The 25,283-nt window shown below is 45.3% G+C and carries 14 protein-coding genes; 12 read left to right on the top strand and 2 right to left on the bottom strand.

Annotation, left to right across the window (positions count from 1 at the left end; translation table 11 throughout):
• The first annotated feature begins 2 nt into the window (after positions 1-2).
• The 4 genes from BW716_RS12405 (at position 3) to BW716_RS12390 (ending at position 3,256) form a co-directional block, all read left to right on the top strand.
• Entirely contained in the window at positions 3-1,439 is a 1,437-nt protein-coding gene (locus BW716_RS12405) for a RagB/SusD family nutrient uptake outer membrane protein (RefSeq protein ID WP_083722874.1), read from the top strand.
• Positions 1,440-1,519: 80 nt separating this feature from the next.
• The gene (locus BW716_RS12400) at positions 1,520-1,885 is read left to right on the top strand and encodes a hypothetical protein (RefSeq protein WP_083722873.1); all 366 of its coding nucleotides are present in this window, start codon (positions 1,520-1,522) and stop codon (positions 1,883-1,885) included.
• A gap of 306 nt (positions 1,886-2,191) precedes the next feature.
• Positions 2,192-2,680 (top strand): hypothetical protein, encoded by a 489-nt coding sequence (locus BW716_RS12395; RefSeq protein WP_083722872.1) that lies wholly within the window; start codon positions 2,192-2,194, stop codon positions 2,678-2,680.
• Between the two features lie 51 nt (positions 2,681-2,731).
• A complete protein-coding gene (locus tag BW716_RS12390; protein ID WP_083722871.1) occupies positions 2,732-3,256 on the top strand; it encodes an outer membrane beta-barrel protein in 525 nt (174 codons plus the stop codon).
• Between the two features lie 299 nt (positions 3,257-3,555).
• On the opposite strand, the gene BW716_RS12385 is transcribed toward BW716_RS12390, so the two are convergent.
• Positions 3,556-4,257, bottom strand: coding sequence for a hypothetical protein (locus BW716_RS12385; protein ID WP_083722870.1), 702 nt, complete (start codon positions 4,255-4,257; stop codon positions 3,556-3,558).
• A 501-nt stretch (positions 4,258-4,758) separates the two neighbouring features.
• On the opposite strand from BW716_RS12385, the gene BW716_RS12380 reads away from it, so the two are divergent.
• The 8 genes from BW716_RS12380 (at position 4,759) to yiaK (ending at position 17,202) form a co-directional block, all read left to right on the top strand.
• A complete protein-coding gene (locus tag BW716_RS12380; protein WP_083722869.1) occupies positions 4,759-7,830 on the top strand; it encodes a TonB-dependent receptor in 3,072 nt (1,023 codons plus the stop codon).
• 21 nt (positions 7,831-7,851) lie between these two features.
• The gene (locus BW716_RS12375; RefSeq protein ID WP_083722868.1) at positions 7,852-9,300 is read left to right on the top strand and encodes a RagB/SusD family nutrient uptake outer membrane protein; all 1,449 of its coding nucleotides are present in this window, start codon (positions 7,852-7,854) and stop codon (positions 9,298-9,300) included.
• A 119-nt stretch (positions 9,301-9,419) separates the two neighbouring features.
• Complete coding sequence (locus BW716_RS12370) at positions 9,420-11,378, top strand: alpha-L-arabinofuranosidase C-terminal domain-containing protein (protein WP_083722867.1); 1,959 nt, start codon at positions 9,420-9,422, stop codon at positions 11,376-11,378.
• Between the two features lie 135 nt (positions 11,379-11,513).
• On the top strand, positions 11,514-12,830 hold the full coding sequence (locus BW716_RS12365; protein ID WP_083722866.1) for a TolC family protein: 1,317 nt from the start codon (positions 11,514-11,516) through the stop codon (positions 12,828-12,830).
• Positions 12,831-12,852: 22 nt separating this feature from the next.
• Positions 12,853-14,103, top strand: a complete 1,251-nt coding sequence (locus BW716_RS12360; RefSeq protein ID WP_083722865.1) for an efflux RND transporter periplasmic adaptor subunit — start codon at positions 12,853-12,855, stop codon at positions 14,101-14,103.
• 88 nt (positions 14,104-14,191) lie between these two features.
• Positions 14,192-14,941, top strand: coding sequence for an ABC transporter ATP-binding protein (locus tag BW716_RS12355; protein ID WP_083722864.1), 750 nt, complete (start codon positions 14,192-14,194; stop codon positions 14,939-14,941).
• Between the two features lie 4 nt (positions 14,942-14,945).
• Positions 14,946-16,166: an ABC transporter permease gene (locus tag BW716_RS12350; protein ID WP_083722904.1), complete on the top strand. Its 1,221-nt coding sequence runs from the start codon at positions 14,946-14,948 to the stop codon at positions 16,164-16,166.
• A 64-nt stretch (positions 16,167-16,230) separates the two neighbouring features.
• Positions 16,231-17,202, top strand: coding sequence for a 3-dehydro-L-gulonate 2-dehydrogenase (gene yiaK / locus BW716_RS12345; RefSeq protein WP_083722863.1), 972 nt, complete (start codon positions 16,231-16,233; stop codon positions 17,200-17,202).
• A 128-nt stretch (positions 17,203-17,330) separates the two neighbouring features.
• On the opposite strand, the gene BW716_RS12340 is transcribed toward yiaK, so the two are convergent.
• The gene (locus tag BW716_RS12340) at positions 17,331-25,280 is read right to left on the bottom strand and encodes a hypothetical protein (protein ID WP_143708835.1); all 7,950 of its coding nucleotides are present in this window, start codon (positions 25,278-25,280) and stop codon (positions 17,331-17,333) included.
• Positions 25,281-25,283 lie beyond the last annotated feature (3 nt).

Below are 25,283 nucleotides of genomic sequence, written 5' to 3'. Positions count from 1 at the left end.
AAATGAAAAAAATATATCAATATATAGGTTTGGGTGTGATACTGGCTTTCTCCTCCTGCAGTGAGAAAGAATTGCTGGATACCGTGCCTTCAACATCTATCAGCGACGCAAATTCATTTGGTTCTGCTTCCCGTATCCTGGGTCTGGTGAATGGTGCTTACGATGCTGTGAAAGGCGCCTCTTTATACGGCGGCCGTTACCTGCTGTACTGCGATGTAAGAGGAGAAGAGTTCATCAACGTGACTGCGAATTCATACACGGCGTATGAGAGCTGGAACAATAGCTACAACTCCGGTTCCAACGATATCAATAATCTTTGGTCACAGGCATATACTGCCATCAACGACGCGAATATCATTATCGCGGGGCTGGCTACCAGCACCGGTGTGATCTCTGACACGCTGAATACGCAATATACTGCAGAAGCGAAGTACATCCGTGCATTGTGCTATTTCAGTCTGGTAACGGTGTATGCTACGCCTTACAACTCGGATCAGGGTGCATCCAAAGGTTTGCCACTGCGCCTTCAGGCAGAAACCGATGGTGACAATAATGACCTGGCACGTAGCACAGTAGCAGAAGTGTATACCCAGATCTTATCAGACCTGGATTCAGCAGAAGCGAATCTGCCTGACAGTTATTCCTCAGATCTGCTGAATACCACCCGTGCACATAAGAGTACTGCGATTGCCCTGAAGACAAGGGTGTACCTGACTATGAATAATTTTGCGAAAGTTGTTGAAGAAGCCGCGAAGATTGTACCACAGACGAGTGCTCCGTTTAGTACTACCAGTTATGGTGTGAAGCATGCATTGCAGTCCGATATCACAACATTGTTCGGTACGACTTATACGACAACCGAGTCCATCTTCTCTATGCCAATGACATCTTCTGATTCGTATTCAGGCCAGTCTGCCATTGGTTATATTTATAATGCCAATTCAGAGTACTATCTGAACCCGGATGGTATTTTAGGCAATGCACAATGGGGTAGCAGCGATAAGCGCAGAAGCTTGTTACGTGTAGCATCCAGTTTATATTACCTGAAGAAATATGCAAAGGCATCTCCATATATCGATTACATTCCGGTGATCCGTTATTCAGAGGTTTTGCTGAATTATGCAGAAGCTGCGGCACAGACAGGCAATCTTACACTGGCTGCAAATCTGCTGAAGGCGGTGCATGCGCGTAGTGATGCGAGCTATACATTTGCAGATGCGGATATAGCGACCGCTTCAGCACTGGTATCTACTATTGCCATCGAGAGAAGGATTGAATTGTTGGGCGAAGGTTTCAGATCAGGTGATCTGCTGAGAAACCTGCAAACGATCCCTGCAAAGGGTAGCAGCAGTCTGCAGGCAAATGCGGTAGCCCCAACTGCTTCCAATTACATTTTCCCGGCACCCAATAATGAGCTGACAACAAATAAGCTTTATTAATAAAGTTTGGCCTTGTATTTGCTGTTATATAATAATAACGAATGAAATGCGTTTTATAACCGGACAGTAAACCCAGGATCATGCTTAGAAGATCTGCCTGGAAGAAATTTAAACAACCTGCCAATATCCTAATATCTTTTAGTTTATTGGCAGGTTTTGTGTTTTTGGGCACTGGCTGTGCCTCAAGTCGTGGTGGAAACTACGAACCCCCACGTCTCGGTGCAGAGTACCGTTTTGAGGATGGTATGCGCAAAGAAAAGCATCCCCAGTATTTATTCAGCAACAAGGAAAGAAAGGAAATGATAAAAATGGGATTGCCTGCGGGCGCCCAGAATGAGGCTGTAGGTGGTGCCACACTTCCTTCAGCTACGAACCAGTTACCTCCCGAAGTCAGGAAAGATAGTATTCCTCCAAAAGATTCCGTGTACAAAGTTTTGCCTCAGTAGTAACTTTTTTTTAAGGAGCTACGTTTAACTCATGTAAATATCTATTTATGTGCAAATCCGGTTTGTTCCTATTTATGAATCCCGGCAATTGACTACCCATTGAGCGGTTTGCACCATTTCCTTAATATGTCCAATTATGAAACACACATTTTATTTGTTTGCTTACTATTTGTAAGCAGGACAACCTTGGGACAATCAGAATTAATCAGCTTTGGTCCGTATGTAGAAAGATTGTATAACGACTGCCAGATCTCAGGTCATTCCTATATCGGCTTAGGCAGATGCAGGATTTCATCTTGTTAAACTATGAAACAGCTATTTTACTTTTTTGCCGTCCTGTTTTTTATCACTGCCTCCGCTTTGGGGCAGTCTAAGAAATTGTCTTACGGACCTTATGTAGAAGCCCTTATTAACCAGGGGAAACTGCCTGCAGCTTCTAAAGTTGGCACAGGGGTCGGTGTCGGCATGAATGTAAAATTATTGACCGGGTGGAGTTTTACGGCATCTGCAGGATATGTGTGTTTTAAAGGAAACAGTACGCAGAAAAATTCTACCGTTGCAGACTACCAGGTCATTCCTGTTCGTTTGGGAGTAGCATACAAACTACCCATGCCGGCGGTGTACATCAAAGTAGAAACGGGAACTGCTACGGCCATTGGTCATGGCACAAAGGTCATTCTCACCCCGGGATTGGGTGTTCATTTAAAATCATTGGATGTGGAGGCGAAGTATGAGACCTGGATACAGGAGAATACGAATAGCGCAATAGGGGTAAAAGCCGCATATTCCTTCTGACATTAATTTACTATGAATTACTTACATTTGTGAGAATTTTAAAATATCCGTATGATAAAAACCATTCAAATTTCATTATTACTGGCACTCTTTTGTGTGATTGGTACCCAGTCCCAGGCACAGTTAAAGAGATTCAGCATTGGCCCCTATGTAGAAACAGGTGTTCCTACAGGTGACTTCAAAGATACCCACAACGCTGGATGGGGTGGTGGTCTGAATGCAGACATCAAGCTGATTGCTGGTTTGGGTGTAACTGGTTCTGCTGGTTACATGCGTTTTTCCGGTAAGTCTTTTGACTATAGTGCAGTTGACGGTCCGGTAGGTAAATATTCTGCTCTGCAGGCTTTTCCGGTAAGAGTAGGGGTGAAGTATAAATTCTCTATTCCATTACTGTATGTAAAGGTAGAAGGTGGTACTGCTACTTACGTAGGTGACTATGATGGTACTGCTGCTCTTTTTGCACCAGGAGTGGGTATTCGTTTCCTCGGTCTTGATGTGGAGGCGAAATATGAGAGCTGGTTTAAGGATGGAGACCATTTAGGTTTCTTTGGTCTGAAAGCCGGTTATAATTTCTAGTATTCAGGCAGTTTGTTATTTATTTATAGAGGGCCTCCGGAAGTATCCGGGGGCTTTTTTTATGGGCAATAAAAGGCAGTATTGAAAAAGAATTTTCAAATGTAAAAGGAAACCATTCCTTCAGGGCGATAGTCCATTAACAGATCATCAATCCAATAAAACAGATCTTGTTTGCTGCCACAGGCCAATTTCCCCAAAAAAAGAAGCCCCCTGAATTTATCAGGAGGCTTCAAGGTTTCCGTTTGAATAAGAAAAATCTTTCCGGTCAATAATAATGTACCGGCATGTTCACTGTACTGCTACTGTTTAGGTTGTTTCTTATGCTTTTTTGCAGTAGTATCAGCAACTTGCTTGCCTGTAGTGTCGGCTTTGGCAGATGAAGTATCACCTACTGATTTAAATGCAACAGTGTCTTTTACAGACATTGCTGTATCCAGTCTGTGAGCAAATGCGGCAGTGTCTGCTTTTGCACTGGTAGTGTCACTTTTCAGCGTGAAGCTGGCAGTGTCTTTCATCATTGCAGTAGCCAGGGTGTCTTTACCGAAAGCAGTGTCTGCTTTGGCAAAAGCCGCAGTGTCACGGAAGTTGGCAGTGTCAGCTTTGAAGCTGAAAGCTGTGTCTTTCATCAGCGCAGTATCAGCTTTGAAGAAAGATGCGGTGTCGCGGAAATTTGCAGCAGTATCAGCTTTGAACAGGTATGCTGTGTCACTCATCATAGCGGTATCCGCTTTGAAAAAGCTCGCAGTGTCTGCTTTAAACAAATTTGCTGTGTCATTCGCCATCGCAGTGTCTCTTACATAGCTGGCTGTGTCGGTGCTGAAGTTAGCAGTGTCTCTCGCAAAGCTGGCAGTATCTGCTTTGAAAAAGCTCGCAGTGTCTGCTGACATAATGGTGTCGGCCGCGTTACCGCTGTTAGACATAACATTCTTTGCATTCACATTGGCCAGAACAAAAGCGCCAAAACCTGCCATAAGGCCGAAACGGATTAATTGCTTCTTCATGGTTTTTCAATTTTAATTGGTTAAATAAAAAATCAATAAATGATGGTTGATGAGTAAATAACCAAAACGGTGCAAGAATCTTCTAAGAAAATGTTAAAGACAATTCGTTTTTATATAATATATTGAAAAACAGATACTTGTGTCGTTTTCTTATTTGAGTAGTTTTTCCAATCCCATTAAACTTTACTAAAGAAAGTAAGTCCGCACTGCGGGGAAACTGTAGATATGAAGTAACAAGACCGGGTATACGTTTTCATACTGGGAATAGTAAGCTTAAAAAAGAAGCATGTTTACTGGCTAAATTTTTTTAAACTCGTTAAATTAATATCATAATATCTTGTTAAGAAAGTCTACTTTTACTTTTATATCTGTGAATGTGACATCGTAAAAAAGTGTTCCTATTAATAATGTACACCACTTGAATGTAATGCCAGCGAACAGTGTGTAAGCTTCCTTGATATTATAATTACGTTTTTCCAAAATCCAACTACTTACTTTGCTATGAGGTACAAACCATTGGGCAAGCTATGCTTCCTTCTATTCATTTCGTGCCTGCTAACCACGGCGGCACTCGCACAGCGTACCATCTCCGGGATGGTCAAAGATGCCAGCGATAGCAGCGGCCTCCCTGGTGTAAACATCACATTGCCGGGCACCACATCCGGCACCATTACTGATGCCAAAGGCCATTTCTCTTTGCAGGTCCCTGAATCCGCAAAAAGTCTGACTTTCTCGTTTATGGGTTATACCCAGCAAACAATCACTATCGGCACCCAGATCACGTTTGCTGTATCACTGCAATCCACTTCCAAAGGCCTGGGTGAAGTAGTTGTAGTCGGTTATGGTACACAAAACCGTCGCGATGTAACAGGTACCATATCGTCCATCAAAGGTTCCGATATCAAAAACCTGCCTGTCAGCGACGCCGCACAGGCTATACAGGGTAAAGTACCCGGTGTAGACATTGTGCGTTCCGATGGTTCCCCAGGTACTGAACCGAGTATTCGTATCCGGGGTACAGGTACTATCAACAATGCGGAACCACTTATTATTATAGATGGTGTGCCCGCTACCGGCATGAGCGATGTGAGTCCGAATGACATCGCCTCTATGGAAATCCTGAAAGACGCTTCCAGCTCCGCTATCTACGGTACCCGCGCTGCAAACGGTGTGGTGATCATCACCACGAAGAGAGGAGGCTATGGCGAGAAAACCCACGCTACCGTGAATGTTTATAAAGGTACTTCCAACGCACGCCGTTACATTCCATTACTCACCGCTCCTGAACTCGTACAGCTGAAACAGGAACGTTATACCAACGATGGTGTGGCCATCAACTCCCTTTGGCAGGATCCTTACTATGCGGTACAGCGTACCGACTGGCAAAGAGCACTGATCGGCACCGGTTCCACTACGAATGCAGATGTGAACCTGCGTGGCGGTAGCGCTGTTTCAAACTACCTTTTCAGCGCTGGTTATTACGATGAAAAAGGGATGATCGAAAATACCTTCTTCAAGCGTTATAGTTTCCGTATTAACTCCGAACATAAACTCGGTAGTCGTGTGAAAGTAGGAGAGAACCTTCAGCTTACTTACCGCAATGCCAAAGGCTTTGATACGTATTCTTCACAAACAGGTCTGATCTTCAGCGCACTTCGCTTTAACCCTGCTATTCCTGTAAGAAACGATGATGGCAGCTATGGTACAGCGAAGGCCAGCAACGAGCTGGGGGACATTAACAACCCTGTATTCACTGTTGAAAATATCGATGCCTGGAGCAAGACCTATCGTGTACTCGCCAGTGTTTATGGTGAAGTACAGATCATAGATGGCCTCTCCTTACGTGTGAACGGCGGTTACGATGGCAACATCTACCAGCAATATAGCTTCACCCCTGCCATTCTCGATCAGACCCGCGTGAGCGCAAACGCTGACCTGTGGCAACGTACCGAATCTAATGGTACCGCATTGGGCGAAGCCTTCCTGACGTACAACAAGACTTTCAATAACGTTCACCAGGTGACATTGACTGGTGGTTACTCTATTCAAAAAACACAGGGCAACTACTTCCGTGCAGAGCGCTGGGGTTATACCGACGAATCCGCGGATCAGCGTGTGCTTGACAACGGTACTACTGTATACAATGCTTCCGGTAACTACAATCCGGAGAGCGCCATTGCCTCCGGCTTCCTGCGTGCGTTCTATGGTTATAAAGGTAAATACCTCTTCACCGGTACTTTCCGTGCTGATGGTTCCAGCCGTTTCCCGAAAAACCAGCGCTGGGGTTATTTCCCGGCTTTCTCACTGGGTTGGCGCGTGAGCGATGAAGCTTTCTTCAAAGACAACGTCGGCTTCATGAGCAACCTGAAAATCACCGGTGGCTGGGGACAGCTGGGTAACCAGAACGTAACCGACTACCAATACCTCGCGATAATAACCAAGGACCGTAAATACTCCTTCGGTGGTAATGCTACAACAGGTATCTGGAACAGTTCTCTCGCCAACCCTAACATTACCTGGGAAAAGGCAGAGATGACCAATATCAGCGTCGAAATGGGCTTCTTTAAAAACGCCCTGAATGCCACTGTGACCTGGTTCAACAAGAATACCCGCGACATGCTGGTACCTTATCCTGAACTGGATGTACATGGTACAAGTACAATTCCTGATCAGAACATCGGTCAGATGAGCAACAAAGGATGGGAAATTGAATTGAGCTACCGTGGTGGCAAACAGGCCGTGCATTATAATGTAGGTGTGAATGCATCCTTCATTAAGAACCGCGTGACCCGTCTGTACTCCGGTACCTATATCAGCTCTACGCCTTATGGCCGTCAGGCACAGGAAATTTCCCGTACCTACGAAGGACAGCCGATTGCTTCCTTTTATGGCTGGAAGACGAATGGTATCTATCAGAACCAGACTGCTATTGACAACGATGCGAATGTGGCTAATGATAATAACAGGGCCGATATCAAACCCGGTGATGTACGTTTCGTAGATATCAACGGTGATGGCAAGATCGACGAAAATGACCGCACTAACCTGGGTGATCCTAACCCACGTATGACTTACGGAATACAAGCTGGTATTGAATATAAAGGCTTTGATCTGAGTGCAAACTTTGCAGGTGTAGCAGGTGTGAAACTGTATAATGCTGACAGAATGCAAGGGCTGGATCCTACCTACTCATACAACATGTATGCAGAAGCAATGGGCCGCTGGCATGGTGAAGGTACCAGCAACAGTATGCCACGCATGTCTCTTGTAGATGCCAATCAGAACGCACGTACATCAGATCGTTTTGTAGAAAGTGGTAATTATTTCTCTCTGAGAAATGTCACCCTTGGCTATACGATTCCTTCTCATGTATGGGGCAAATCAGGGATTTCTGATATCAGGATCTATGCTACTGGTCAGAATGTGTTCATGATCACCAAATACAAAGGACTGAATCCTGAGCTGGGTTATGCTTCCGCTTCAGGTGGAGATGGTAACCTCATGCGCGGTGTAGACGTGGCTACTTACCCACAGGCCCGTGTATTCACTTTTGGTGCAACCATGAATTTCTAAACAAGCAAAACGAATTAAGCAATGAAACGAATGAAATATTTGCTGCTGTGTGTACCTGCGTTCTTTGCCTGTAACAAGGAATTGGATGTAGAGAAAAAAGGTAGCTATACAACGGCTAACTACTGGCGCAATCAATCTGACGCAGTAGATGGCATCACTGGTATCTATAATATTTTACTGGAAGAAGACTTTACGGGCTTTGGTGAGTTTGTATACGACAACTGTTCTGACGACCAGTATCGTGCGGGGGATCATCCTGAACTGGCAGACCTTGAAGCCTTTACATACGATGCTTCCAATGCTGCTGTGAAAGCACCCTGGAAGTGGAAGTACGAAATGCTGAACAGATCAAACAGTGCCCTGCTGTATATTCCAGATATTACCAGTATTGATACAGATATCAAAAACCGTTGTTTAGGTGAAGCGCATTTCTTCCGTGCATACGCTTACTGGCGCCTTGCTTTGATCTATGGTGATGTACCTATGATCATGGAAGAGGATATCAAAAACGGTACTTACAATAAGGCAAAATCTACTATCGACGAAGTGCATGCACAGATCGAAGCAGACCTGAAAGCAGCGGCGATCTTATTGCCTGAGAGTTACGATGCATCGCAGGCAGGTCGGGTGAGCAAAGGTACGGCATGGGGTTTACTGGCAAAACTGTATCTCTATGAGAATGATTTTGCAAATACTATTTTGTATGGTGATAGCGTGATCACAAATTCAAATTACGCCTTGCAGTCTACCTATGCGGCGAACTTTACACCTGCTACCAGCAATAACAGTGAGATGTTGTTTAACGTACAGACACTGGATGGATGGGGATATTCTGACTTCATCACTTATCATGCACCACGTGCATGGGGCGGATGGGATTTCTTTGAGCCCGTGCAGGGATTACTGGATGAATTTGAAGTGGGTGATCCACGAAAGGATGTATGTATTATGAAGCCGGGAGATGTGATAAATATTGGTACAGGTAATGCCACTTATACTGCATCTTTGTCATCAACAGGGTATCATTATAACAAGTTCTGCGCATGGACGAGCACAGGTGGTTTGAACTATTCTTTCAAATATCCTTTGATGCGTACATCAGACATTTATTTGTGTGTGGCAGAAGCAAAGATCCGTCAGACCGGCACTGGTGCCGGTGATGCGGAAATCAATGCAATTCGTAGCCGGGTAGGTTTAACAAGCGTATCCAATGCAGGTATGACTGCGTTAATGCATGAGAGAAGGGTAGAGCTGTGTGGAGAGAATGAACGTCACCAGGATCTGATGCGTTGGGATAAGGCGGGTATCATTGATATCACGACAATTTACAATCAGCCTAAGTTAACGTCTTCTGGAGCTGTGATTCAGGCAGCGCGTACATTTACAAGACCTAAGAATTACTATTTCCCATTACCACAATCAGAGATTGATAAGAGTAATGGTGTGCTGGTACAGAATTCAAATTTTTAATAATGTAAAAAGGAGCTGTGTTTTACAGCTCCTTTTTTAGGCATTGAAAATAATTGTCAAAAGTACACACAAAAATTCCTTTTTAAAACCTATATTGGGCTTCTGAATAATTCCTGGTTATGCGATACAAACTTCATCGCTGTCTTACAGCGCTATTATTGTCCGGAACAATTTCCGTGGCTCAGACGCTTACCGTCAAAGTAAACACACCGCAACACACTGTTCAACCCACCATGTGGGGGATCTTTTTCGAAGACATTAACTTCTCGGCAGACGGCGGCATTTATGCTGAACTGGTCAAAAACCGCTCGTTTGAATTTGCCCAGCCTTTACAGGGATGGAAAGTGATCAAAGAAGCCAATAACGGCAAAGTCCTGATCGTAAACCGTGCCCCTGAAAATGCAGCCAATCCACGCTATGCTCACATTACTGTTGCTGGCAACTTCGGCCTTTTCAATGAAGGTTTCCGTGGCATGGGCTTTAAAAAAGGAGAAACGTACAACTTCTCTGTGCTGGCTGGTAATACTACTGGCGACCTTACAATTAAGGTAGTCCTCCTCAATGACAAAGGTGCTCCTATTGGCACTGCTACTATAGGCACTCCCGGTAAAGACTGGAAAAACTACGCTGTAAGCATTACAGCCAGTGAAACCGTGTCCAAAGGCGGGCTGCAGGTTTTCTTCGAAGGCAACGGCACCATAGATGCGGATATGCTCTCCCTCTTCCCGGCTAATACCTGGAAACAGCGTCCCGGTGGTCTCCGTACCGATCTGGTACAACTGCTGGCTGACCTCCATCCCGGTTTTGTCCGTTTCCCCGGTGGCTGTATCGTGGAAGGTAAGGACTTGGTGAACCGTTACCAATGGAAAAAGACAGTAGGACCTATCGAAGAGCGTACCCTGATCGTGAACCGCTGGAATACAGAATTCCCATACCGCGCTCCGGGTGATTACTATCAAAGCTATGGGCTTGGGTTCTTTGAATACTTCCAGCTTTCTGAGGACATCGGCGCCGAGCCACTGCCTATTCTGAACTGCGGCATGGCCTGTCAGTTCAATACCGGCGAAGTGGCGGCAGATGACGATGTACCTGCTTATATCCAGGACGCCCTTGACCTGATCGAATTTGCCAATGCCGGCACCGATACAAAGTGGGGAAAACTGAGGGCCGATATGGGGCATCCCAGGCCTTTTAACCTGAAAATGATCGGGGTGGGTAATGAACAATGGGATAGCCAGTACATAGCCCGTTATAAAATGTGGGAAACCGTGCTGAAGACCAAACACCCTGAGATCAAACTGGTATCCAGTGTAGGCCCGTCTCCGGACGATGAGCGTTTTCATTATGGCTGGTCCCAGCTGAAAGGTTCCAAAGCAGACCTGGTAGACGAACATTATTATATGGCGCCAGACTGGTTCCTGCAGAATGCTTCCCGCTACGATAATTACGATCGTAAAGCGCCCCATATCTTTGCAGGGGAATATGCAGCCCACATCAGGGATAAGGAGAAAGACCAGCCTGAAAGCCGCAATACCTGGGGTAGTGCCCTGGCAGAAGCAGCATTTATGACCGGTCTGGAAAGAAATGCGGATGTGGTGAACATGGCTTCCTACGCACCGCTGCTGGCTCACGTGGACGCATGGCAATGGCGCCCTGACCTGATCTGGTTCGACAACCTGCGATCTGTAGGTACGCCCAATTATTTCGTACAGAAGCTATTTGCCAACTACAAAGGCACCAACACTGTTCCTGTTACAGAAAATGGGAAGGCACTCACTGGGCAGGACAGCATCTACGCCAGTGCTACCATTGACGCAGCTAAACACCAGCTGTTGCTGAAAGTGGTGAATGCTTCCTCAGCTGCCCGTCCTTATAAGATCCAGCTGGATGGTGCTACGACCACCAAAGAGGCAGCCTTACAACAGATCCTTACCGCGACGGACAAACTGGCTATCAATACTTTGGACCAACCGTCACTGGTAGCTCCGTTGCAGCAAAAGCTGACTGTTACAAAAAACAGTGCCAGCGTAACCCTGCAACCGGCCTCTGTGAACGTTTTCGTGATCCCATACAAGTAATAAAATACTGTTCCCATTCAGCCTATTTTTCTGCCGGTGGTAGAAAAATAGGCTTTTGCATTTTTAAATGAACAGCATGGCACGTTTTTTAGTTAAATTAGTAACGGATGAGTATCTGTCTTGAAATGTTCCTTTATGTTCAACAAACTCATAATCTTTTGTTTCTTTGTTTGTAAGTGTGCTCCTATACAGGCACAGGACTCCCTTCCACGGTGGAGCCTCCAGACCTGCCTTGATTATGCTAAAACGCATAATATCACACTGAATAGTTTACGTCTGAGCCGCAGTATTTCTGAACAGGACCTCTTGTTATCCCGGTCAGCAGTATTGCCCGGCGTATCGGCCTCCCTAGCACCTGCTGTGACCTATTCCAAGGTGACAGACTCGAATGGCGACCTCAGATCCCGGGTAACTACCTCGGGTACTACGGCCGCCAGTGCTTCCGTTACACTATACAATGGTGGGTATCTCAGAAATGATATTAAGCAAAAGCAGTTGCTGGTGCAGGTGGCGGGTCTGGACCTGGCGGCTTCGGAAAATGATATTACCCTGAGCATTACGCAGGCCTACCTGAATATTCTGCTGGCAAAGGAGAACATTGTGTATGTCAGAGATGTAGTAGCAACGTCGGAGGCCCAGGTAAAACAGGAGCAACAGTTCTATGATGCGGGTACGGTGGCACTGAAGGACCTTATCCAGTTGCAGGCGCAATTAGCCAATGATAAATATACACTGGTAGCGGCGGAGAATACTCACCGTCAAAATATGCTGACGTTAAAGCAAATATTGCAATTGCCACCGGATACGGGTTTTGCCGTGCTGGAACCGGATACAATCATGTCTAATCCTGTGTTGACCACTTTGTCAGAAGCAAGGCAAACAGCATTGGATAATCGTCCTGAAGTGAAAAGCAGTGAGCTGAGTGTGGAATCGGCTAAAATAGGGGTACTGAAAGCCCGTGCGGGTTATCTGCCTACATTGTCAGCAGGAGCAGGGATAGGGACCAGTTATACAGATAATAGTTACTATTCTTTCATGCGGCAGATGGACAATAATTTCTACCAGCAAATAGGCGTGACGCTCTCCGTGCCCATCTTCAGCAAGCGGGCGAACAAGGTAAATGAAGCGGTGGCAAAACTGGAAGTGGGGCAGGCGGAACTCACCCTGCAGAATACACGTACTACCTTATCTTACGACGTGGAGCAGGCTTATATCAATGTGCTCAATGCTCAGTCACAATATGATGCGGCTGTTGAGCAATTGCGGTATACACAGGAAGCCTACCGCATAGCGAATGAGCAATTGAAGATCGGCGCTACCAATACGACGGAAGTGCTGGTGCAGAAAAATCTCTACATACAGGCGTTACAGTCTTATATACAGGCTAAGTATAGTTCCGCGCTGTATATCAGAATCTATGATTTCTACAGGGGAGTACCTGTTACATTGTAAAATTTGTATAAACTGATATAGGATGAATAAAAAGGTCCTTATAATAATATTGATCGTGGTGGCTGTATTAGCCGTATGGTTTTTCTTTTTTAGAAAGAAAGAGATGCCGGTGTTCATTGAAACGGAAAAGCCGAAATACGGTCATATATATACGAGCGTCACAGCGACTGGATATGTGCAGCCAGTAGATACTGTAGCAGTAGGTACGCAGGTATCTGGTACGCTCAAGTACATTTATGCTGACTTTAATTCGCAGGTGAAGAAGGGCCAATTGATCGCTGAGCTGGACAAGGTATTGTTGCAGGCAGAAGTGGATCGGAACAAAGGTAATCTGGCCAGTTCGCAGAGTCAGTTGATCTATGAAGAAGCACAGTTCAAAAGAGAAGAACAACTATATAATGTAGGTGCGGTGAGCAAAGCAGACTATGACAATGCGAAGTATCTGTACCAGGCGGCGAAAGCAAGTGTGGAAAGTGCTCGGGCATCGTTGGCGACTGCGAAGCGGAACTTATTCTTTACAGAAATTTATTCACCGATTGACGGAGTCGTTTTGAGCCGTTCTGTGAGTGTAGGACAGACAGTGGCAGCAAGTTTTAGCACGCCTACGTTGTTTATATTAGCGAAAGATATTACGAAGATGCAGGTGCAGGCCAATGTGGATGAGGCGGATATAGGGAATGTAAAAGATAGTCAGCGTGTATCCTTTACGGTAGATGCGTTCCTGGAGGATGAATTTTCCGGCAAGGTAGAAGAGATACGCTTGAAACCTTCGGTGTCTTCAAATGTGGTTACATATACCACGATTATCAGTGCGCCGAATGAAGATATGAAATTGAAGCCGGGTATGACGGCAACGGTAACTATTTATACGGCAGAAAAGTATCATGCGTTATTGGTTCCTGCAAAGGCGTTGATGTTTAAGCCAGATTCAGCGATGTCAAAGAAATTTACAGTGGTGAGTATAGCACCTGCGGCGGCCGAGAAGCATAAGTTATCAAAGCCTGTAACGGGAGGGGCGCAGGATACAGTGAGGAGGCAGCATGCGGATACGTCGAAAGTAACGACTACTTATGTGTGGGTGAGACAGGGAGATTCGTTGGTGCAGAGAAAGGTGATTATTGGGTTGAATGATAATACGCATGCAGAGGTAATTTCAGGGTTGACAGAAAATGATGATGTGATAACGGCAATGATGCAGGAGGCGGAGAGTAAGGGGACAAAGACTTCAGGTTCTGGTAGTAGTCCGTTTATGCCGCAGCGGAGAAAACGATGATTTAATATCTTTCATTAACAGACGGTTGATGACTGTTTTTTCGATTCATTTGCAGGCGGGTTTTCGTCTGTTCCATTCATTTTAAACGATGAGCAAAAAGATACTGGAAATACAACAAATAAAAAGGGAGTTCCGCATGGGCACAGAAATTGTTCGAGCGCTCAAAGGCGTCACCTTCGATGTGTTTGCGGGGGAGTTCATCACCATCATGGGAAGCAGTGGCTCCGGTAAAACAACTTTACTAAACATACTGGGTTGTCTTGACAAACCTACAGAAGGCACATACTTACTGGATGGTGTAAACATCGGACAACTTTCCCGGAATGAACTGGCGCAGCTACGCAATCGTAAAATAGGATTTGTGTTTCAGTCTTACAACCTGCTTCCGCGTACATCTGCATTGGAGAATGTAGAACTGCCTTTGCTGTACAATATGGAGATCAGTCATGAGGATCGTCGTAAGAAAGCTATACATTCACTGGAAGCGGTGAAATTGGCAGAGCGCATGGACCATACGCCCAATCAGCTATCTGGTGGACAACAGCAGCGTGTGGCCATAGCCCGTGCGCTGGTAAATGAACCTGTGATGATATTAGCGGATGAAGCGACGGGAAACCTGGATACGCGAACATCCTACGAGATTATGGCCCTTATGCAGGAGCTAAACAGGGAGCAGGGCAAAACAATTGTCTTCGTTACCCACGAACCGGACATTGCTGCATTTAGTAGTCGTACGGTCATGTTGCGTGATGGGAAAGTGGTGAAAGATACAAAGAATGAAAATGTAAGATCTGCAAAGGAAGCATTGGCTTCGCTGCCGGTCTCAGATGATTATTAAACATATGAATATATTAAACCTCATCAGGATTGCTTTCAAAGCCCTGCTCCGCAATAAGCTGCGGGCTTTTTTGACCATGCTGGGTATTATCATCGGTGTGGCGGCTGTGATAGCTATGGTGGCGATTGGACAGGGGAGTAAAGAGAGCATTCAGTCCCAGTTATCCAGCATGGGATCCAATATGATCACTATTCTGCCCAGCAGCAATGTGGCTGGTGGGGCCAGGCTGGGAGGGACCTCAGTAAATACCCTGACTATTGATGATGTAAAGGCCATCCGTAAGCAGGCGGAAAATGTAAGTGCGGTATCGCCAGCAGCAAATAGCAGCGGACAATCGATCAATGGCGCGCTGAACTGGCCGACTACTATTTATGGCGTGAGTCCGTCTTATTTAGATATTCGTCAATGGGCCCTGAAGGACGGTATACCTTTCAGTGAAGAAGATGTCCGTGCATCAGCAAAAGTGTGTTTATTAGGTCAGACGGTAGTAACTAATTTATTCCCCAGTGGCGATAATCCTATTGGGAAAATCATTCGCTTTAATAATATTCCTTTTCAGGTAATAGGTGTGCTGGAAGCCAAGGGACAGAGCTCCTTCGGGCAGGATCAGGACGATGCGATCATTGCGCCGTATACGACTGTGCAGAAGAGGATATTAGCGTCTATTTATTTTCGAACCATCTATGCATCGGCGGTGAATGAAAGTGCTTCGGATGCGGCGACAGATGAGATCACGAGTATACTTCGCAAACAGCATCGACTGCGTGCAGCAGATGAGGACGATTTTCAGGTGCGCACGATGGCGGAGTTGATCGCTACATTGAGTTCTACGAGCAATTTGCTGACTATATTATTGACGGCGATAGCCGGTATTTCGTTGGTGATAGGAGGTATTGGGATTATGAATATCATGTATGTGTCAGTGACGGAGCGTACGAGGGAGATAGGGTTGAGGATGTCAATAGGCGCGAGAGGGATTGATATATTGATGCAGTTTTTGATAGAAGCGATTATGATTAGTATAACGGGAGGGATAATTGGGGTGGTATTAGGGATCACTTCTGCGAAGTTGATAACGATATTTTTGTCCTGGCCAACGTTGGTGTCGGAGTCGTCAATAGTGTTGTCATTTTTGGTGTGTGCGGCTACGGGGGTATTTTTTGGATATTATCCGGCACAGAAGGCATCGAGGTTGGATCCGATAGAGGCGTTGAGGTATGAGTAGGGGATAACATTGGGTTGATCATTATCCTGCAATTTTTGTTGCAGTATAAATAAATTATTTTATCATGAGAGTAAAGTATGAAGAGCTTAAACAGGTTTTTATAGAGAAATTGATTGACCTTGGTTTTGACACTGCAAAGGCCGGCATTGTAGCCGGTATCTTTGCTGATAACAGCCGTGACGGTGTCTATTCCCACGGATTAAACCGTTTTCCTGTATTTGCGCAATTGATAAAAGATGGCCTCGTAGACCCCAATGCCACTCCGGAAATGGTTGAGAAACATGGTCTGATTGAAACATGGGAAGGATACAATGGTGCTGGTATGTTCAATGCCACTGTATGTATGGATCGGGGAATCGAACTGGCTAAACAATACGGTGTCGGTATTGTAGGCATCCGGAATACCAACCACTGGATGCGTGGAGGTACTTACGGCTGGCAGGCAGCCCAGGCAGATTGTATAGGTATTTGTTTTACCAATGCAATGGGTAGCATGCCGCCCTGGGGAGGTACAGTTCCCCGCCTTGGCAATAACCCATTAGTAATAGCTGTACCCCGCCCTGAACACCCAATTGTGCTGGATATGGCCATGTCTCAGTATTCTTATGGCAAGATGCAGGAGTATGAATTGAAACAAAAAGAACTACCATTCGAAGGAGGATATGACAGTAATGGAGCACTTACAAAGGACCCTGCAGAGATAAGGAAAACAAAGAGAGCATTACCTATTGGTTTATGGAAAGGTTCCGGATTGGCCCTCATGTTGGATGTGTTATTAGGAGCCCTGACCGGGGGACGCTCTGTAGAGCAGATTACAGCTAGTGGAAAGGAGTTTGGCGTGTCACAATGTTTCATTGCGATTCATAAACCTGATTTCCATGAAAGTTTGATAGCGGGTATCTTAGAATATACCAAATCTGAAAATCCAGATCAGATTAGTTTTCCGGGAGAGAATACTTATAAGACAAGAATGGAAAATTTACTGGAAGGTATTCCAGTGAATGAGGAAATGTGGAAGCAGGTAAAATCTATTTAAGTGAGATTGGAATCGGGTTTTCTTCTGAAATATATCTAAGCCCAATTCCAGCATTGGTCACATGGCTCTATTTTGTTCAAAAGTAAAATTGAATTACCTACATAGAAATTAATCAAACGATATTGAGTTTAATATCCTACAAAAACTTTCTTAGATCGCAATCCTTTCTGCGAATAGTAACTTACTATATAGAGGCCACTGCTGAACGAAGGTCCCAGGTCGTGATAACCTTTGCCTGATAATTGTTGACGCAGGATTACCTGTCCGGACATATTACTTAACATAATACCGGCTTTATCTCCTGAAGCAAGGTCCAGGTATACGTATATTTTGCGACCGGCACTGTACACGTTAAATGTATCAGTCGCATTTTCTTCGGATGGAGAAAGGTCTTTCAGACTAAATACCAGCGAGAAGCGGTCGTTGTATTTTCCTGTTTCAATGAGTTGGCGATAACTGGGGTTACGTTGCAGGTCCTGGGTAATATTTGTTTTTTCATCGTGCAGATAAATGTGCAGACCGGAAGGTATTCTCTCAAGGTCCTGTACTTTAAACGTAATCCATCCTGACCTTTGCGTGATCAATCCTAACGGTATCCTGCTGGAGCTATCCTGCACATAAGGAAGGGCATGGATAGATAGTTTTGTCGTATCGGATAATGAATAGAGATTAGGCACCAAAGGATCTGTATTGATCAGTTTAAGCGCATCCATTTCAGGGTCCGTTGAAAGGGTAGCGGAATGATCAAAATAGATAACAGTTGCATCTTCCGGCATAGCTTCATCTGCAAAGGATGCATTGAGGCGAAGTAATGGAACAGTTGATGGTGCATCCCTGTGATAGTTAGGCGTCAGGTTGTTTACCCTGGCGGTGTTATTAACAGCAAAAGATGCGGTAACAGGATAGGTGCCATTGCTTACATGGACAAAGAATCCCTGCATGGCAGGAATGATATTATTGGCTATGCCATCGCTGGAAATTCCATTGATATAAGTGGAGTAAGTACCGGTATATTGGTTGGTATTACCGGCATTGAAATAATAAAGCGCGTTATCAATGTTTGTTTTTGTCCATCCCCCCGAAGCGTTCCAGTCGACCGGAGAAGGGTAGGGATTTCCTGCCAGGTTAAAACCGAGTGTGTACGGCTGGTTATGGTTGTATATTGTTGGCGAGGTAATGGTACCATTATTCACCACGCCTGTCATATCAATTGTTTTAGGCGATGAAGAACTGCCAAAGTTGGCAGAATATCCCACCATGGGTGTGAGTATGCTCGTAGCCGTTGTATAGACAGTATATCCTGAGGAAGCCTGGTTCTCTACGTACTTATAAAAAGTAGGGAAGGTGGCGGCCAGATTCAGGTCATTAGCAAATTCATTCACTGTTGCAGCTGTGAAAGGGGAGCTGACATATTTATAACCAAAACCGGAAGCCAGATAGCGTTGCATGGTTACGTTGCCTGTTACATAACCTGATCCACTGCCATCTATCAACGCTGTTTGCGTAGCTGTGGACAGGAGGGTAAGGAAACCGCCTGTGCTGAACTGACCGGTAGTGGCTTTTAATACGTCGGAGACCTTCAACGTACCGCCTAATGTTACGCCTGCACTATTGTTTGTTGTAAGGTTTTTGATCAGGTTACCTGCAAATGCGGCCGCAGGTATTGTTTGTGCCGTGATGCCTATAAGTTCGATGCTACCATTGCTGGCAGTGAAAGTACCGCTATTTGTAATAGTACCTGCTATCTGCATGGCGCCACCATTGACAGTGACGGAAGCACCGTTTTGTATAGTAATGCTTTGTACGGTAGCTGTGCCAGTGGTTATCACCGGGTAATTGGTTAAACTGGAAGGAATAATCGCATCAGTGGTAATGAGCGGGGCAAAACCGGTTGACCAGTTCCCGTTAAGATACCAGTCGGTGCTTGTTGCGCCTGTCCAGGTAGCGCTGTTTACCAGTTCACCTACAGCAATATCTCCAACGAAGCTGAGTCCTGTTCCCTGTATAGACGTTGAAAGAGGAGAAATCGTAGTAGGTAAAGACCATGAAGATCCATTATAACTGGCCACCTTAAAGTTTACGGTAGTAGCTTCCGCATCTACGTCTGCAGCTACCCAGTTAACTGTAACAGATGCCGTTGTGAAAACAGTAGCGTTGTTGGTAAATGACCAGTAGCGGTTTACACTTTTGATGGTGTTAAGACCTGAAGTACCGATGTTGGGATGATCCGGAGTGGTGGTTACAGCGCTGAGATTGCCGGAATTGGTAACACTGGCATAAAGGACTGTAGCCGGTGTATAAGAAGTATTATCGCCTATTTCAAAAGTGCGGGATACAGCAGAGCCGGTAGCTATATTTTTCTGTAATTTTCCATTTACCCATCCGGTACCCTGTGCGGCCCCTGTGACGCTGCCACCTGCTGGAATTATTACTCGAAAACTGCTGCCTGTTTGTATGTTACCTGCGCTGAATTTAAGTATCCCGTTTGTTGTTAAATTAGAGGCAAGTGTAATAGGATTCGTCGTTTTATTAACGGTGAGATTATTGAATGCTCCTGTGGAGTTGATACTTTGCGGTGCTGGTCCGTTAAAGACAAAGGTACTTCCTGTGTTGGTAAAAGTACCACTTGTCATATTCCAGTTGCCATTGATGGTATCTGCAAACGTTCCCGGAACAAAGGTGCCATTGGTGAGGGTGAAGTCACTTAATATATATAAAGCAGCAGTAGCTGTTTTAGTACCGGTGGTTGAAATGGTGAGATAGCCATATGGTGTAGCAGAAGATACTGTTTGCGTACTTCCGTTATATTCTACGCTGCTTAACGTATCGAATGCATATGTGGTGAAGGTGGGCAATGAATTTGTACCACCTATTTTAAAAAATGAGTTGTCGTCAATGCTGAATGTTCCGCCACCGGGGTCCTGGGTGATGGTAAATGTAGCGGCATCCAGTATGCCGCTGTGAATATGCAGATCTGTTACAGCTGTTATGTTTTTTGCCAGCGTAGTAGTAGCGCCGGTATTTTTGCTGATGGCAATCTGTGCCAAATCAAAAGAAGCGGCTGTTCCGCTTATTACAGAAGGAGTGGAACCAGTCATTGTGAGGGTTCCTATGGTAGCATCAAAACTATTATTATTGGTAAAGTTATGAGATACGTTAAAATCACTATTGGCCATGAGGGTGCCTGAGATTGTCAGATCATAGAAGGTTGTTCCAGGGCTGCCGGTAAGTTGTGCGTTGGTACCACTCAGCGTAAACAGGGAGGTGCCGCCATTTAATGTACCATCACTTTCCATATCTCCTGCCACGGTAAAAGTATTGCTGCCCGCGTTAAAAACAGCATTATTCGCTATCAGGAAGTCGCCTGTTATATTCCAGTTGGCTGCTGGTGTTACCCCGTTGATATTGGTGACGTTTATATTATTTAAAGCGGTAGGTGTACCTGTAACAGTTATAGCGCCTGAGCCCCCGAATATAACGGTACCAGTGCTTGAAAAACTAGTGCCTGCCAGTTTGATAGTCTGTGTTGCGGAAGGAGTGAAATTTATTGTACCACTGCTGGTGACGGTACCATTATTGGTAAAGCTTCCCAGGATATTATGTGTAGGAGCTCCCCCATTAAACGTAGCGCCGCTGCTGATGTTGAATGCAATGGCTACGGTCCAGTTTACGCTGGGATTTATCCCCGCAGTATTATTGATGTTGAGTGTTGCAAATATGGGAGCGCTGGTAGAGTTCAGTACAGGAGAAACATTCCCGTTAAAATTGATGATACCGCTTGAGTTCGAGGTAATGGCATTTAAGAGGCGGATGGTTTGCACACTGGTTCCTGCGAATGTAGTGGTACCGTTACTTATTAATGAGCCACTGTTGGTCAGGTCTCCGCTTATTGTTGCCTGACCTGAACCCCCATCGAAGGAGCCGGTGGAAGTAATGTTTAACAGACCATTGTAGGTGATATCGCTTCCACTTACAGCATAACTGCCATAAATAGTTAACCTGTTAAAGGTGGTATTACCTGTAATGGTCTTAGTGGTTCCATTCAGGATGACAGTGCCTGTACCGGAAGTAAAGGTACCGCTGTTGACCCAGTTACCGCCCAGGTTTATGGTATTGCTATTTGCGTCGAATGTAGCACCGCTGTTGATGGTGAGGTCACCGTTCACTGTAAGAGGACCCGTTAATGTTTTAGTGCCGCTGTTACTGAATATAATGGTGCCCACAATTATCGGAGGTATAGTTTGTGCAACGGTACCATTAAAGTGTATAACACTGGTATTGCACACTATATAAGTATTGAAGTTTGCCGGTACATTATTAGCCCCACTGAGCAGCAGTGTTGTTCCATTGGCAGCCGTAAGTGTACCACCGACAGAACTTCTGTTAATAGTAAATGTTGTAATATTCAATGTACCGGCGCTAAATAATACATTACCATTAATTGTTAAATTCCCGGAAAGTGTGGCCGTACTGCCTGGTTTGTTAATCGTAAAATTATTAAATGTAGTGGCAGAAACGGTTTGTGGACCACTGCCATTGAGTAAAATGGTACCGCTTAATGATAGGAATGTACCACTGTTATTCCAATTGCCGCCTACAGTAGTGGTGACGCCATCACCATTCAGGGTGGCGCCTGAGGCAATATTTACATCCCCGGTTATAGTGGAGGAGGCGTTGATATCCAGTTCACCTGCTGTGACGGTAACATTACCATTCACATTAGCCGGGGAATTGATAGCTACGATACCAGCTGTTTTATTCACGGCAAGATTGTTGTAAGTGACTCCTGCCACGGTTTGTGCCACACTGCCATTATAAGTAACAGTGCTGGTAGAAGGGGTGAAGGTGCCGCTGGTGTAATTAAAGTCATCGCCTATATTCAAGGCCCCCGCCCCTGAGATGGTCACATTGGCACCGCCTGATTCTGTCAGCGAACCTGCAATAGTAGTGGTCCCTGTTCCCATGTTAAGATTGATTGCATGGCTTGTTGTTCCATCACTGAGCGTGAGATCTCCGTTTACGGTAATATTCTGGTTATTGGCATTGATAGTATGTATGGCATTGGCTGACCATGTACCGGTGATATTTCCCTGTGTGGTTAAAGAACCACCGCTATTTAATGTAAGCGTGACTGCCTGCACGCTTCCAAACGTGATACTTTTAGCTACGGCTGCACTGGTAGCAATAACGGGTTGATTGGTAAAGGCGGCTGTGCCTATCTCCACGATATCTGTGGCCGCTGGTGGTTTTGAAGGTGTGCCCTGTACGGTTGTCCAGTTGCCTGCTGTAAACCAGTCACTGCTCACAGAGCCGTTCCACCGCACCAGGCTTATATTATCAGAGAGTGTCCATCGGTTACTTACGTCCAGTAATAAGGTTTGTTCAACGTAATTAGAGGTGGTACTGTTAGTCGTTTTGCCGGATACACCCCATGATAACCCATTATAATGCCATAGCTGGCTGGAAGATTCATTATTACCATTCAGTTCAACATCTTCGTAGTGTAACCGGAGTGTAGCCAGGGATACAACCGTACCTGTTAATTGAATATTATATACCCGGTTAATAGACCCTCCAAATGGGAAATCACTGATCGATCCTTTGGTGACCGTTACGGTAACAGCAGTAAGCAATAAGTTCACCCCTGCAAATGTGATGGTATTATTAGGTCCTTCAAATGCATAGGATGTGCCTGATGTAAAACTATGTGTGTGTTTTATTGTACCTATTATGATACCGTTTCCGCTACGGTTTGTTGTAATATTGATAGTATTGCTGCCGGTTTGCATGCCACCACTGGTCATATTCAGGGTAGCTGCATCCACATTACTGAGGATAGTCACCTGGTTGGAAGTAGCAGATTTGTTGATGGTAAGAGTATTGAAAGTAGTAGCACCGTTGATATTAACATCTGTAGTACCTGTAAACGAAACGGTGCTGGTTGATGCGGTAAATGTACCTGTTGTCGTCCAGTTCCCTAGTACAGTATGTGAAAATGAGGACGCATTAAAAGTGGTGGATGCTGCAATTGTAAGATCACCGTTTACCGTGATCGCGCCCCCGGCTGTTTTAGTACTGCCATTAGATAATATGAGATTTCCATAATTGCCTGCCGTAACGGTTTGTGCACCACTGCCATTATAGTTGACCGTATTGGGAGTGGAGGTCGTCGCGTTTAAGGTACCGGCAGTTATTGTATAAGCGCCGGCAATACCAAGTACGGCGTTAGTGGATAATTGCAGTGAAGTACCATTCAGTGTTACATTAAACAGGTTGGCTGTTCCGTTGAGTGTACAGGTACCCGTAAAGGTAGCTGTACCTGCACTGGCAGTGAAACTGCCGCTTATGTTCATGGAATTATTCACTGAAAAATTGTTGGTGGTGGTAATGGTACCTGGAACAGATAATGCGCTGAATGTGATCGTACCACCTCCTGCAATGGTTTTAGCAGTGCCGCTCATGGTAACAGTGTTGCTGTTGTTTGTAAAACTACCGGAGACGGATAAATTACCTGTTACTGTAATACTGCTGGTAGAGACTACAGTCCCGGAAATGGTGAGGTTATCAAATATAAGACCTGTACCTGTAATTGTTTTTGTTGTACCGGATAGTGTGAATGTACCTCCGACGGCATGTGTAAATGATCCTGCCCCTGTGGTAGCAAGGTTGCCGGTTACGGTGATATTGCTGGTAGCGGCAGCGGTAATATTGGAGGCATTAAGAGAAAGGTTATTGAAATTATGTGTGCCTGTACCACTGATGGAAGAACCGGCCCCTGTCATATTAACCGTACTGGTATTTCCTGTGAAAGTGCCGTTATTTACCCAGTTACCGAAAACATTATGTGTGAAGCTGCTGCCGCTGAAAGTAGTGGAAGCGCCTATTGTTATGTTACCGCTTATTGTAATATTCGATGCTGCTGTAAAGCTCACTGATGTGCCGGCCCCGATCGTACTTGTGAGGTTACCTACTACTGTAAAGTCGGTGGCAGGCATTGTTTTTAGGGCGGCCCCGCTGGATGAGGACAATGTCAGGTTACCGTATGTCATTGTCGCAACGCTTTGATTGGTACCTGAATATTCTACTGTGCTGGTTAAGCTAAGGGAGTTGGTACTGTAATTAGCTGGAAAGGTAGTGGTACCACCTATTTTCAATGTGGCGCCATTGGATACAGTCAGCGTACCGCCTGCAACAGTGGTACCCCTGTTAGCTGTGAAAGTAGAAAGGTCCAGTGTACCTGCGCTTACAGTAATGTTTCCTGCAGTAGCAGTAGCGGAATTCAATGCGTTTAAGTTCCCACCTGCAGTTTTTGTCCCGGATCCACTTATTCTGAGCGTGGAATAGGTAAGTGATTGCAAGACAGTTTGATTCACCAGGGTAGCGCTGTAGTCAACGGTTGATCCTGCGGAGAGCGTAACGGTTCCGGATTGTGCGTAATTGCCTGCAAAAGTGGATGCATTCACCTTTAGTATACCTGATGCACCCACGGCTAATGTGGTGGCTCCTGATATGACGAAAGGAGTGGCATTTTCTGCGGGGATGAATGTGCCGTTCACGGCAAAAGTGGTGGTGATAGAAGTGTTTATATTCAATGTAACGGTACTGCCTGCGTTCACAGTTACCTTTCTGAAAGTAGAAGAAACAGTGCCGCTTATTGACTGGGTAGTGCCTGCAAATGTTACTTTTGAATTAGTACCCAAAGTAGAATAGATACCGTTGTTAACCCAGTTACCCTTAACAGTAAGGGTAACGTTTCCCTGGTTGATCCTTCCGCTGGAAGCAATGGTGAAGTTACCGGCCACGGTCAGACTTTTATTCTGCGTCAGCACAGGTGTTCCTGTACCAGCACCAATAGTGAGTGATTTACAGGCAGCAGAAACGTTTACAGTAGGCTGGAAGGGACCTGTAAAACTGGCATCCCCAATCACTGCATCAACAGTAGCTGTAGGTACACCGGCAGTCCAGTTACTGGCATTATTCCACGAAGTACTGCTGGCACCTGTCCAGCTTGTCTGGCCCATAGTGAAGAGAGGCAAAAGCAAAAGGGCTGACAATAATATTTTTCTATGAATGCGCATATG

Origin of the sequence: [Flexibacter] sp. ATCC 35208, assembly GCF_001975825.1 — a bacterium.
GTDB lineage: Bacteria > Bacteroidota > Bacteroidia > Chitinophagales > Chitinophagaceae > Chitinophaga.
The sequence above is the reverse complement of the archived record's forward strand: the minus strand, read 5'-3'. Positions and strand labels throughout refer to the sequence as shown.